This is a genomic window from Plantibacter sp. MMLR14_011 (genome assembly GCF_001865025.1).
In the GTDB taxonomy this organism is placed as follows: domain Bacteria; phylum Actinomycetota; class Actinomycetes; order Actinomycetales; family Microbacteriaceae; genus Plantibacter; species Plantibacter flavus_A.
In genome coordinates this window covers 41,136-53,028 of record NZ_MJGW01000009.1, presented here as the reverse complement: position 1 = coordinate 53,028, position 11,893 = coordinate 41,136, and the positions used below count along the sequence as shown (strand labels likewise).

The window sequence follows — 11,893 nt, the reverse complement described above, 5'->3', positions numbered from 1 at the left end:
CCGTCCGGTCAGGGGAGCTGCGCCGAGTAGCCCTCGCGGTAGGTGGGATAGCGGTAGGCGAATCCGGTGTCGCGGAGGGCGGCCGCCGTGATGCGCTTGCCGTGGTGCGGTTCTTCCGGGGTGCGACCGGCGTCGTCGAGCGTCGGGGGAGCGACGCCGAGTCGATCGGCGAGGAAGTCGGCGACCGTCGACAGCAGGACCGGCTCCTCGTCGATGCCCGCCACGACCGGCGGGAGCGATGCCGCCGGCAGGTCGAGCAGGTGCACGATCACGGCAGCGGCGTCGTCACGGTGGATGCGATTGGTCCAGCCGGACGGCCGGGTGACGCGGCCGTCGCGGACCTGGTCGACGAACATCGTGGCCGTCGGACCGTAGAGGCCGCCGAAGCGGATGGCGCTCGCCTCGGGCACGGCGGCGAGGACGGCCTCCTCGGCTGCGAGCAGGGCGCGCGCGGTACCGGCGGTCGGGACGGCCGGCGTGGTGTCGTCGATCGTCTCCCCACCGTCCTCGCCCCACACCGCGGTCGACGAGACGAACAGGATGCGGGGTGGGGTGCCGGGGAGTGCGGCTACGGCAGCGAGGAGGTGCCCGACACCGTCGCGGTAGAGGGCGTCATAGGCATCGACCGAGCGTGCCCGGGGCGCAAGGGCCACGACGATCGCCGTCGTGTCCGCAGGAAGGTCGGGGACGGAGGTCGTGAGGTCGCGGAGCTGGAGGGTGAAGCGCCCCTCGACCGACTCGGGGGCCGGGTTCGACTCGGGCGCCGTGCGCTTCACGCCGACGACGTCCTCCCCACGGGCCAGGAGCCTCCCGGCGACGTCCGAGCCGAGCTGTCCGAGTCCCACGATCACGACGGTCATCGCTCCACCGTACCCGGCGCCAGGGGTGAGAATGGTGGGATGAGTGCTGCGGGGGAGTTCATCGACGCGGCGCTCCAATACGAGGGCGACGGCTATCGGGCAGCGGACGTGGCCGAGCGGCTGGGCGATGGACTTCAGTCCTACGGGTCCTCGGTCGGTGCGGTCCGCGGCACCGTGCGGGACGCGCTCCGGAAGTTCCGCGGGCTGGAGCACGACGAGCTGACAGCCCTCGCCTCGGAGCTGTGGGCCGTGCCGGTCTTCGAGCGCCGGCTCGCCGCGATCGTCCTGCTGCAGTCGAGCGTCCCGGTGCTCAAGCGCACCGACCTGACGCGGATCGAAGGTTTCGTCCGCGCCGGTCGAGTGCCCGAGCTCGCCGACCCGCTGGCCACCGACGTCATCGGACCGCTCCTGGAGCGCCTCGACGGGACGCCCCGGACCAAGGCCGAGAGCGTCCTCGACCGCTGGATGCAGGACGAGCCCTGGTTGCGACGTGCGGCGCTGCTCGCCCCGATCCGCGAGCTCGGTGCGGGTGGCGGCGATGTCGATCGCGCCACCCGTCGGCTGGCCGTCGCCCTGGACGGCTTGCAGCGGCCGGCGCCGATCGCCGTGGTGGAGCCCGCGATGGAGCGTCTTCGCGCCGTGCTCTGATCCGTCCTGTCGCGAGCGCCCTTCGACAGGCTCGGGGACCGGGTTCGGCTCGGGGACCGGGTTCAGCGCAGGGGCCGACGCGGACTCACACCTGGCGGAAGTCGATCCCCAGGAGGCTCGCCGCAGCCCGGTAATCCGCCGCCCGGTGCCCGAGCGACAGCGACCAGTGGTGCCCGATACCGGTCGCGCTCCACTCGTCCACCCAGACACCCGGGTCGCGCCCGAAGTCGACGCGGCTCGTCGTGTTGCCGATCGCGAGCAGCGGGCCCGGGACGACCTCGCCCTCCGAAGCGACGAAGGCGAGTGATCCGTCGCGGTCCTGTCCCAGCCCCAGCAGTGTGACGGGCCCGTGGCGCACGTCGAACTCGACGCTCACGCCCCAGCCGCGCTTGCCGTGATAGACCCCGAGTCCGCGCAGCAGCGGGTCGCGGGAGCTGACGGCGAGGTGCGCCGGACCGTCGTGCCCCATCTCGACGACTCCGTCCTCGAAGTCCAGCGCCTGGACCTCGCAGAACGACCCACCGGCGCCGACGACCTGGGTCGCGAGCTGTGCGACCGTGGTCCGCAACTCGTACTCGCCGGTCGTGGGGACACCGCGAGCGGTGAGGAGGGACGCGCCGAGGATCATGCCGGCGCCGAGTCGCTCGTGCTGTTCGCCGTCGCGACCGCGGTGGTAGTAGGCGAGGCTGTCGAGCGCGAACTCGTCGACGAGCCGATCGAGCCCGACCGACACCTTCGCTCCCCACGCGAAGTCGTCCTCGACCACCGTGTCGTCGAGGGTGAAGACCTCCCTGGCGAGGGCCATGCGGTCGGCGACCTCGGCATCGGTCACCTCGTCGACGAGGACCCGGAGGTCGTCGAACTCCACGACCTCGACGTGCGAGCCGAAGGTGGTCGGCAGCAGGGTGAGGTCGGTGGAGACGTCGAGCATGCCGGGGTAGACGTGTCCCATGAGGCCGTGGCGGGCGTGACGGAGGGCTGCGCGGACGTGCGCCGCCCGGATCCACTGCGAGATGCGGTCCCACGCCGACTCCTGACGCAGCCACCCCGACACCGAGCGGAACGGGATGCCCGCCCGACGGAAGACGTTGCCGACCTCGGGCACGGGGCACTGCCCGCAGTAGGCGAGCCAAGCGCCGGTGTCGAAGCTCGCGTGGTCCATCCGCTCGGTCGGCTGCAGGTCGATGACGAGGACCGGGGTGTTCGCGCGCTGGGCGATCGGCAGGACCATCGAGGAGGTGAGGTAGGTGGTGAGGAACAGGACGATGAGGTCGCAGTCCCCCTGTCGGAGGTGTTCCGCCGCGGCGTCGCCCTCCTGCGCGTCCGAGATGAAGCCGACGTCGACGACCTCGGCGTCCATCTGCTGGAAGCGTTCCGAGACGTACCGGGCCGATTCCTGGAGCTGGGGAAGCAGCTCCGGGAACTGCGGCCAGTAGGTACCGAGGCCGCCGGCGACGAGGCCGATGCGGGGCTTCCGCCGTGCCTTCGGGGTGAGGAGCGGGTGGGCGGCTGCTGCGGTGTGGGTCATCGTCGATCCTTGGATGGGTGCGGGTACGGGAGTATTTAATCGATTAAATACTGGTGACGACTGTACCCGGGCGTCACCGCCGCGTCCAGCCTCGCCGCTGCTCAGGCAGGCAGGGGAGCGGACTCGCGGACGACGAGATGCGGCTCGAGCGTCCGCGTGACGTGCTCGTGTGCCGCGCGGTCGGCCCCCAGCTCGGCCAGGAGGATCTCGACGGCCAAACGCCCGAGCTCGTCCTTCGGCTGCTCGACCGTGGTGAGCGGCACCCGCCCGTCGGCTGCGAGCGCGAGATCGCCGTAGCCGACCACCGACACCTCGTCGGGCACCGCGAGACCACCGTCGTTCAACCCCCTGATGACGCCGAGCGCGAGCTGGTCGTTCGTGCAGAACACGCCGGTCGGACGCGGTGTCTCTGCCGCGATCCGACGGCCCGCGATGCGCCCCGAGTCGACGGTCATCTCGTCCACGGTGACCTCGCGGAGGTCGTCGGGGTCGAGACCGGCCGCGACGAACGCGTTCCGGGCACCCTCGCGTCGATCGGCGCACTGCGGGATCGCCAGGTCGCCGTTCACGAGCACGATCGACCCGTCGGCGCGGGCGGGAGCATCGCGTCCGGCGGACACTCGGGCGGGATCGGCGAGCAGGTGCGCGACCGCGAGTTCCCCGCCGTGCACGTCGTCGATCGCGACGGAGCAGCCGGTGCCCTCGGGAGCGGTGCGGTCCATGAGCACGAGACGGCTGCCGACCCGTCGGAGCTGGGCCAGCCGGGAGGCGTCCGCCGTCAGCGGAGCGACGAGCGCGCCGGCAGCCCGATGTTCGGCGAGCATCTCGAAGTGCCGGAGTTCGAGGTCCGGGTCGTCATGGCTCACGCAGAGCGCGACCGTGTAGCCGTGCTCGGCCGCGGCCTCGGTGACCCCGCGGGCGATCGCCGAGTAGAACGGGTTCGCGATGTCGGGGATGACGAGGCCGATGAGCCGGTTCGTGCCCTGCCGCAGGGTGGCGGCGGCGCGGTTGGGGACGAAGTCGAGCTCCTCGATCGCCGCGAGGACGCGCTCGCGCGTTGCGGGGGCGACGATCTCGGGGCGGTTGAGCGTGTTGGAGACGGTCGCGTTCGAGACGCCGGCGAGTCTGGCGACGGCGGCGAACCCGATGTCGTGCTTCGCCATGCTGCCCTCCGATTCCACTCCGAGCGTACCCGGCGCGCCCCTCGTCCCGTTCTCAGGACTCCTGCGGTGTGGTGGGGCGATCTCCACCCGACACGCCGCGGAAGTCCTGAGAACGGGACGGAGGCGACCGCTACGGGAGGGTGTGGCCCGCAGCGGTGAAGAGGCGGTACCACTCCTCGCGTGACAGCCTCACGTCGGAACCTGCGGCCGCTTCCTCGACGCGCGACGGCTTGGTGGTGCCGAGCACGACCTGGATGTTCGCGGGGTGCCGGGTGATCCACGCGGTCGCGATGCCGGACGGCGTCACGCCGTGCGCGGCTGCGAGCTCGTCGAGCACGTCGTTCAGCTCCGCGTAGTGCTCGCGGTCGCCGATGAAGACGCCCGTGAAGAAGCCGGCCTGGAACGGCGACCACGCCTGCAGGGTCATGCCGGTCAGGCGGCTGTAGTCGAGCATCCCGTTGTCGCGGTCGATGGACTGGTCGAGGCCGGCCATGTTCGCGGCGACGCCCGACGCGATGATCGGGGCGTGGGTGATGCTCAGCTGCACCTGGTTGACGATGAGCGGCTGCTCGACGGAGCCCTTCAGCAGCTCGACCTGTGCCGGCGTGTGGTTGGAGACACCGAAGTTCCGGACCTTGCCCGAGGCCTGCAGGGCGTCGAACGCCGAAGCCACCTCCTCCGGCTCGACGAGGCTGTCGGGGCGGTGCAGAAGCAGGAGGTCGAGGTAGTCCGTCTTGAGGGCGGCGAGCGACTCGTCGACGGTGCGGAGGATGTGCTCCTCCGAGAAGTCGAAGAAGCCCGGGCGGATGCCGACCTTCGACTGGATGAGCACCTGCTCGCGCTCGGCGGCGGTGAGGGTGACGGCGTCTCCGAAGCGGCGCTCGCAGCCGTGACGCTCCGAGCCGTAGATGTCGGCGTGGTCGAACACGGTGACGCCGGCGTCTCGTGCGGTGTGGAAGAGGGTGCGGATCGCCTCGTCGTCGAGGGGCTCGATGCGCATGAGGCCGAGGACGATGCTGGACGCGGTCAGGTCGGTCTGGGGCAGGGGGATGGTCTTCATCCGACCATCCTGGCCGAACCCACCGATGGTCTGCCTAGGATTGACGACATGTTCGTGTTGTCGTTGCTGCTCATCGTCCTCACGATCATCGCGCTCATCGACGTGGTGGGTCAGCCCGAGCCCGTCGTACGCAACCTGCCCAAGATCGTGTGGGTACTGCTCATCGTCTTCATCCCGCTCATCGGCGTCGGACTGTGGTTCCTGCTCGGCAAGGACTGGTCGAACAGCCGCATCAGGTTCCCCGAGCGTCGGCCGCGCAGTGCGTCCCGTTCGAGCGGCTCCTGGGGTCCCGCGGCATCCTCGTCACCCTCGCCGTCCCAGCCCGACCGCGCGGTCAGCAGCACCGAGGAGCAGCTCGCGGCCCTCGAACGCGAGATCCAGGCCGCGGAGGACGCCGAGCGAATCCGCAAGCTGGAAGCCGAGCTCGCGCGGGACGACGACCGTCGCGACGAGCCCCGCTGACCGCTGCTGCGCACGACGCGGTCCGCACGACGGTCAGTCGAGGACGGCGACGAGGATCTCGGCACCGACGACGAGTCCGGCGACCACGAGGACGGGGACGAGCACCCAGTTCCGGCTCGGACGCAGTCGCGCCCCACGGGTGGTCCCCGCGTCGAAACGCGACGGACGCGGGGTGACCGGACTCATGCGGGCGATGCGTCCACCGAGCTTCGGGACGACCAGGTCGATGAACCGGAACAGCCGCAGCGTCTCCGACGCGTCCCAGAGCCGGAAGCTCCCGCTCGTGGTGACGAAGAGGTTGTCGTCGACGATCTCGATGTCCCAGCGCCGGCCGTGGTCGATGAGGAGCGCCATGACGTCCGGGGTGAACACCTGCAGCGCCTCGACCTGGAAGTCGCGGGGGACGTAGAGGGCGAAGTGCCGGTCGAAGTCGCCTTCGAGGGAGACGAGCTGTTCGTGTTCGACGGTGCGTGCGATCCCGCGACGCGCGCCGCCGTTGTTGGCGACACCGTCGAGCAGCAGGTGCGGTGACCGCGTGGGCAGGGAGACGTGCACGAAACCGACCGAACCGCGGGTCTTGCCGGCACCGCCCGAGGCCGAACGCTCCGAGAGGGTCGCGTCGCCGATCGTCACGCCGACCGTCGCCGGCCCGGTCCGTCCGCGGATCCGTCGCCCCTCCGGACTGCGCAGCTGGTTCGTGACCGCGATGTGCAGGCCCGTGCCGAAGACGACGCCGACCGGTGGGGGCGGCGCACCGTTGGCCCGGTACTCCAGACCGTTGTCGGCGGCGAAGCGACGAACGCGCAGGAGGCGACGCTCGGTGAGCGGTTGCGTCAGGAGGAAACCGCCGAGGACCACCGCCAGCACGGCGACCACGGCGACGATGCCGGCGACGATCTCGATCCCGCTGCTGAGGCCCTCCCATCCGTCCGGGAGACGCAGCGGCAGGCTGGTGGCCGCCCACCAGAGGTACAGCCCGCTCGCGACGACCACGCCCGCGCCGACGGCGGCGTCGCGGAAGGCCCAGGGCTGGTCGGCGACGACCTCCTTCCACGGGAGGTGCCGCGTCAGCGCGGTCGTGTCGGGCTCGACGGTCGGAGGCACAGCGTTCACGATATCGCCGCCATCGGATGCACGTGCGGTTCACAATTCAGGACGCGAACGGCGCGTCGCCCCCGGATCCGAGGGTCCGGGGGCGACGCACCGAGGCCGTCCTGAATTGCGAACGGGTCAGAAGTCGTACTTGTCGATGTTCGATGCGTCGAAGGTGGTCGGCGGGCCGACGATGACGGTGCCGTCGGCGCCGACCTCGCGCTCACCGAGGTCGCCGGCCTCGAAGGTGTCGCCCTCCTTGCCCGTGATCGTGCCCTCGGCGAGTGCCTTGCCGGCGAACGCGGCGACGTAGCCGAGCTGAGCCGGGTCCCACAGCGCGAACGCGGTGACGGTGCCGTCCTTCACGAACGGACGCATCTCGTTCGGGAGGCCGAGGCCGGTCAGCGCGACCTTGCCCTTGTACTCCGAGGTGGAGAGGTAGCGGGCGGTCGCGGCGATACCGACCGTCGTGGGCGAGATGATGCCCTTGAGGTTCGGGTGCGCCTGGAGCAGACCCTGGGCCTCCTGGAACGACTTCGTGTCGTCGTCGTCGCCGTAGACCTTCGCGACGAGCTTGATGTCCTTGTAGTCCGGGTTGGAGGCGAGCTCCTCCTCCATGTACTTGATCCACTCGTTCTGGTTCGTCGCGTTGGCCGTGGCCGAGAGGATCGCGATCTCGCCCGAGCCGCCGATCTGCTCCGAGATGAGCTTCGTCTGGATCAGGGCGACGTCCTTGGCGACGACCTGGGAGATGAAGACGTCGCGGCAGTCCTTGCTGGTGTCGGAGTCGAACGCGACGATCTTCGCGCCGCCGTCGCGGGCCTCCTTGAGGGCGGGGCAGACGGCGTCGGGGTCGTTCGCTGCGATGACGATGACGTTCGTGCCGGCCTGGGTCTCGGCGTTGATGAACGACACCTGGCTGGACGCGCTCGCCTCGAGCGGGCCGACGACCTCGGTGGCGCTGAAGCCGGCCGCCTTCGCGCCGTCTTTGCCGCCGCCGAGCACGACGTCCGTGTACGGGTTGTTGAGCTGCTTGGGGATGAAGGTGATGCTCTCCGCGGCACCGCCGCCACCACCTGATCCCGCGGAGTCGCCGGTGGCGCACCCCGTCGCGATGAGTGCGAGGGAGGCTGCTGCGGCGATGAGGGCCGCTGCGCGACGGGCCGGACGGCCTGCTGCGCGGTTTCGAATCGACTGCATTGTCTGTTCCTTTCTGGATACGCCTGGTGCTGTGGCGTGGGGTGCCCCGAGGGCTGCGCCGATCGGGAGATCAGTGCTGGGGCAGGCTGCGTCGGATCCGTCGGTGGTGGTTCCACTGCTTGACGGACTCGAAGATACTGGGGCCGACCACCGAGGCGATCAGCAGGGTCCCGGTCACGATGATGAGGACGACGTCGGAGACGCGGCCGAGCCGGAGCGCGTAGTTGATGGTGCCGATGAGCAGCACACCCGCGACGACGCCCGGGATGGAACCCTTACCGCCGAAGATCGAGACGCCGCCGAGGAGCACTGCCGCGATGACGGCGAGTTCGAGCCCGGAGGCGTTGTCGCTGCGGGCGCTCGAGTAGCGGAGCGTCCAGAACACCCCCGCGAGGGCGGAGACGCCGCCGGTCGCGACGTAGAGCCAGAACTTCGAGCGGGCGACCTTGATGCCGACGAAGCTCGCCGCCTCCGTGCTGTACCCGAGCGCGTAGAGCCCGCGGCCGAAGGGGGTCAGGTGCAGGACGACCCCGAAGGCGAGCACGACGACGACGACCCCGACCATGACCACGGGGACGCCGGTCGAGCCGATCTTCGACGTGAAGAACGCGGTGAGCTCGGGTGGGAAGTTCGCGACCGCGTTGTCGCCGATCACGACGAGCGCGAGGCCGCGGAACAGCGCGAGCGTGCCGATCGTCACCGCGAGCGACGGGAGTCCGACCACCGCGATGAGGAAGCCGTTGAACGCGCCGGCGACGACTCCGACGAGCAGCCCGATGAGGAGGACGACCCCGATGTCCATCCCGCCGCCGGCCCACAGCACACCGATGACGGCGCTCGTGAGGCCCGCGGTGCTCGCGACGGACAGGTCGATCTCGCCGGTGATGATCACGAGCGTCATCGGCATCGCGATGAGGAGGATCGGGATCACGTCGAGGAGGAGGAAGCCGACGGTGACGGGGGAGGCGAACCGCGGGATGAGCAGGCAGGCGCCGATGACGACGACGAGCAGCGCGTAGATCATGATGGCGTCGCGGCCGAGCAGGATGCGCGAAGCGCCGGTGCGGCCCTTCGGTTCGGCCACGAGCACGCCGGTGGTGTCGGTGCCGAGCGGGCCGGAGCCCTTGGTGAACGGAGCCTTCGGGGTGGTGCCCGAGGTGGTCGGGGTCTTCAGATCAGACATCGCGTGCCTCGCTCATTCGCAGTTTCTTGGCCGTACGGAGGCTGGCGACGCGGTCGATGACGATCGCGGCCAGGATGAGGATGCCCACGATCGCCTGCTGCCAGAACTTGTCGACGCGCAGGGCGGTGAGGGCGCTCGTGATGGTGGTGAGGAGGATCGCGCCGATCGCGGCCCCGGCGACGGAGCCGCTGCCACCGAAGATCGCGACACCACCGACGACGGCCGCTGCGACGACGTCGAGCTCCATGCCCGACCCGGTGGTCGCGCCGACCGAGTTGAAGCGGGAGGCGTAGAGCACGCCGGCGAGTCCGGCGAGCAGGCCGTTCGCCAGGAAGGCGAGGAAGACGCGGCGGCCGACCGGGATCCCGAACAGCTTCGCGGCGTCGGGGTCCGACCCGATCGCGTAGAGGTCGCGGCCGGACCGTGCGCCGGCCATGTAGACGGCGACGACGATCACGACGAGGATCGCGATGAGGGTGATGACCGGGAAGCCGAGGACGGTGTCGACGGACAGGTTCCCGAACGCGTCGGGTCGGTCGTCCGCGAAGTACTGCGTGCCACCGGCCCACGCGTTGTTCAAGCCTCGGTAGATGTAGAGCGTGCCCAGGGTGATGACGAGGGCGGGGACCTTCGCGATCGTGACGAGCGCACCGTTGATCGCACCGAGCACCGCGCCGAGCAGCATCGCGATGGCGAACACCGCGATGATCGGCAGCTGCGGCATCGTCGCGAACATCGTGCCGGTCGCGAAGGCGACGAGCCCCAGGATCGAGCCGACGGACAGGTCGACGTTGCGGGTGATGATGACGAGCGCCTGACCGACGGCGAGGATGATCATGATCGTCGCGTTGAGGAGGAGGTCCTTCACCCCCTGCGCCGACAGGAACAGCGGGTTCGCGAGATAGGTCACGAGCACGAGGACGACGAGGGCGACGGTGACCGGGAGTTCCCGGAGTCGCACGATCGACGCGATCGGGTTCGTCGTGCGCTCGGTCGCGACGGTGACGGGGCCGCCGCCTCCCGGCTTGGTGGTGGTGTCGGTCATCGTGCGCCTTCCAGGGAACCGGTGGCCGCGTGCATCACGGTCTCCGGGGTCGCTTCTTCGCGGGTGAGCTCGGCGGTGATCCGGCCCTCGTGCATGACGAGGACGCGGTCGGCCATGCCGAGGACCTCGGGCAGTTCGGAGGAGATCATGAGGATCGCGATGCCGCGACCGGCGAGTTCGGAGATGAGGCGGTGGACCTCGCTCTTCGTGCCGACGTCGATGCCGCGGGTTGGCTCGTCGACGATGAGGAAGGTCGGCTCGGTGGCGAGCCACTTCGCGAGGACGACCTTCTGCTGGTTGCCGCCGGAGAGGGTGGAGACCGCGTACTCCTGGGAGCCGGTCTTCACCTGGAGGCGGGCCGACCATTCCTCGGCCGCCTCGCGTTCGCGGCGGCCGGAGATGATCCCGAACCGCGCGAGCCGGTGGCGGAGGGTGAGGGTCGCGTTGCGGGCGACCGACAGGTCCATCACGAGACCCTGCTTGCGGCGGTCTTCCGGGACGAAGCCCATGCCGGCGTCGATCGCCGCCTGCGGGTCGCCGGCCTTGACCGGCTTGCCGTCGAGCGTGACGTGTCCGGTGTCGTAGGGGTCGATGCCGAAGACGGCGCGGGCGACCTCGGTGCGCCCGGCGCCGACGAGTCCCGCGAGGGCGACGATCTCACCCGAGCGCACCGTGAACGAGATGTCGGAGAAGACGCCGGCGCGCGACAGCCCGTCGACGGTGAGGACCGCGTCGCCGATCTCCGCGTCCTGCTTGGGGAAGAGGGCGGCGATGTCGCGACCGACCATCTGCCGGACGATCGCGTCGACCGTCGTCTCGCTCGTGACGTGCGTGGCGATGTAGCGGCCGTCGCGCATGACCGTGATGCGGTCGCACAGCGCGAAGACCTCCTCGAAGCGGTGGGAGATGAACATGATGCCGGCGCCCGCGTCGCGCAGGGAGCGGGCGACCTGGAAGAGGCGGTCGACCTCGACGCCGGAGAGCGCGGCGGTCGGTTCGTCCATGATGAGGACCTTGGCGTCGAGCGAGATGGCCTTCGCGATCTCGATGATCTGCTGGTCGGCGATCGAGAGGCCCTCGGCGACGCGGTCGGGGTCGATCTGGACGCCGAGGCGGTCGAACAGGGCGCGGGCGGCCTTCCGCATGGCGCCCGTGCTGATGAGGCCGAGGCCGTTCTTCGGCTGGCGGCCGATGAAGATGTTCTCGGCGACGGTGAGGTCGGGGAACAGGGTCGGCTCCTGGTAGATCACGGAGATGCCCGCGGCCTTGCTGTCGGCGACCCCGCGGAACGCGACGGGCTTCCCCGCGAGGGTGAAGTCGCCGGCATCGGGCGTGTAGAGCCCGGCGAGGATCTTCACGAGCGTGGACTTCCCGGCGCCGTTCTCGCCGACGAGCGCGTGGATCTCGCCGGCCTCGATCCGGATGGTGCCGTCGGCCAGGGCGACGACGGGGCCGAAGGTCTTGGCTGCTCCGATGAGGGAGAGCGCCGGCTGGGCGCTGCGCCCGGTGGGCTCGGTGCGCGTCGGCTGCGCTGGATGGTCGATCGTCATTGAGGGTCCGTTCCTCCACGGTGAGGGGCTTGCTCCCGGTGAGATGTGAATCGATTCAGGGTCGGGAGCACCTGCACTGTATGGCCGTCGGATCGCGGGCGG

The 11,893-nt window shown here is 70.2% G+C and carries 11 protein-coding genes; 2 read left to right on the top strand and 9 right to left on the bottom strand.

The window, feature by feature from the left end; genetic code table 11:
• Window positions 1-8: 8 nt before the first annotated feature.
• Window positions 9-860, bottom strand: coding sequence for an NAD-dependent epimerase/dehydratase family protein (locus BIU99_RS06790; protein ID WP_064294871.1), 852 nt, complete (start codon window positions 858-860; stop codon window positions 9-11).
• 39 nt (window positions 861-899) lie between these two features.
• Between BIU99_RS06790 and BIU99_RS06785 the strand changes: the two genes are divergently transcribed.
• Window positions 900-1,508 (top strand): DNA alkylation repair protein, encoded by a 609-nt coding sequence (locus BIU99_RS06785; RefSeq protein WP_064294870.1) that lies wholly within the window; start codon window positions 900-902, stop codon window positions 1,506-1,508.
• An 85-nt stretch (window positions 1,509-1,593) separates the two neighbouring features.
• On the opposite strand, the gene BIU99_RS06780 is transcribed toward BIU99_RS06785, so the two are convergent.
• From BIU99_RS06780 to BIU99_RS06770, 3 genes are all read right to left on the bottom strand, one after another.
• Complete coding sequence (locus tag BIU99_RS06780; RefSeq protein ID WP_071260427.1) at window positions 1,594-3,036, bottom strand: L-fucose/L-arabinose isomerase family protein; 1,443 nt, start codon at window positions 3,034-3,036, stop codon at window positions 1,594-1,596.
• A 101-nt stretch (window positions 3,037-3,137) separates the two neighbouring features.
• Window positions 3,138-4,199, bottom strand: coding sequence for a LacI family DNA-binding transcriptional regulator (locus tag BIU99_RS06775; RefSeq protein WP_071260426.1), 1,062 nt, complete (start codon window positions 4,197-4,199; stop codon window positions 3,138-3,140).
• Between the two features lie 130 nt (window positions 4,200-4,329).
• Window positions 4,330-5,259, bottom strand: a complete 930-nt coding sequence (locus BIU99_RS06770; RefSeq protein WP_071260425.1) for an aldo/keto reductase family oxidoreductase — start codon at window positions 5,257-5,259, stop codon at window positions 4,330-4,332.
• Window positions 5,260-5,307: 48 nt separating this feature from the next.
• Here BIU99_RS06770 and BIU99_RS06765 point away from each other — a divergent pair, with 48 nt between their 5' ends.
• Window positions 5,308-5,721, top strand: a complete 414-nt coding sequence (locus BIU99_RS06765) for a PLD nuclease N-terminal domain-containing protein (RefSeq protein ID WP_071260424.1) — start codon at window positions 5,308-5,310, stop codon at window positions 5,719-5,721.
• Between the two features lie 33 nt (window positions 5,722-5,754).
• Here BIU99_RS06765 and BIU99_RS06760 read toward each other — a convergent pair whose 3' ends face one another.
• From BIU99_RS06760 to BIU99_RS06740, 5 genes are all read right to left on the bottom strand, one after another.
• A complete protein-coding gene (locus BIU99_RS06760) occupies window positions 5,755-6,825 on the bottom strand; it encodes a hypothetical protein (RefSeq protein ID WP_071260423.1) in 1,071 nt (356 codons plus the stop codon).
• Window positions 6,826-6,951: 126 nt separating this feature from the next.
• Complete coding sequence (gene rhaS / locus BIU99_RS06755; protein ID WP_064294864.1) at window positions 6,952-8,013, bottom strand: rhamnose ABC transporter substrate-binding protein; 1,062 nt, start codon at window positions 8,011-8,013, stop codon at window positions 6,952-6,954.
• A 70-nt stretch (window positions 8,014-8,083) separates the two neighbouring features.
• Complete coding sequence (locus tag BIU99_RS06750) at window positions 8,084-9,196, bottom strand: ABC transporter permease (RefSeq protein WP_071260422.1); 1,113 nt, start codon at window positions 9,194-9,196, stop codon at window positions 8,084-8,086.
• Window positions 9,189-10,241, bottom strand: coding sequence for an ABC transporter permease (locus tag BIU99_RS06745; protein ID WP_083397231.1), 1,053 nt, complete (start codon window positions 10,239-10,241; stop codon window positions 9,189-9,191). Before BIU99_RS06745 ends, BIU99_RS06750 begins: the two co-directional genes overlap by 8 nt.
• Window positions 10,238-11,791 (bottom strand): sugar ABC transporter ATP-binding protein, encoded by a 1,554-nt coding sequence (locus tag BIU99_RS06740; RefSeq protein WP_071260421.1) that lies wholly within the window; start codon window positions 11,789-11,791, stop codon window positions 10,238-10,240. The genes BIU99_RS06745 and BIU99_RS06740 overlap by 4 nt, the downstream gene beginning before the upstream one ends.
• Between the last annotated feature and the right edge of the window lie 102 nt (window positions 11,792-11,893).

What these genes read in the sequence shown, in the direction of transcription:
- BIU99_RS06790 (WP_064294871.1), bottom strand. Translation starts at nt 860, where the DNA reads ATGACCGTCGTGATCGTGGGACTCGGACAGCTCGGCTCGGACGTCGCC.
- BIU99_RS06785 (WP_064294870.1), top strand. Translation starts at nt 900, where the DNA reads ATGAGTGCTGCGGGGGAGTTCATCGACGCGGCGCTCCAATACGAGGGC.
- BIU99_RS06780 (WP_071260427.1), bottom strand. Translation starts at nt 3,036, where the DNA reads ATGACCCACACCGCAGCAGCCGCCCACCCGCTCCTCACCCCGAAGGCA.
- BIU99_RS06775 (WP_071260426.1), bottom strand. Translation starts at nt 4,199, where the DNA reads ATGGCGAAGCACGACATCGGGTTCGCCGCCGTCGCCAGACTCGCCGGC.
- BIU99_RS06770 (WP_071260425.1), bottom strand. Translation starts at nt 5,259, where the DNA reads ATGAAGACCATCCCCCTGCCCCAGACCGACCTGACCGCGTCCAGCATC.
- BIU99_RS06765 (WP_071260424.1), top strand. Translation starts at nt 5,308, where the DNA reads ATGTTCGTGTTGTCGTTGCTGCTCATCGTCCTCACGATCATCGCGCTC.
- rhaS (WP_064294864.1), bottom strand. Translation starts at nt 8,013, where the DNA reads ATGCAGTCGATTCGAAACCGCGCAGCAGGCCGTCCGGCCCGTCGCGCA.
- BIU99_RS06750 (WP_071260422.1), bottom strand. Translation starts at nt 9,196, where the DNA reads ATGTCTGATCTGAAGACCCCGACCACCTCGGGCACCACCCCGAAGGCT.
- BIU99_RS06745 (WP_083397231.1), bottom strand. Translation starts at nt 10,241, where the DNA reads ATGACCGACACCACCACCAAGCCGGGAGGCGGCGGCCCCGTCACCGTC.
- BIU99_RS06740 (WP_071260421.1), bottom strand. Translation starts at nt 11,791, where the DNA reads ATGACGATCGACCATCCAGCGCAGCCGACGCGCACCGAGCCCACCGGG.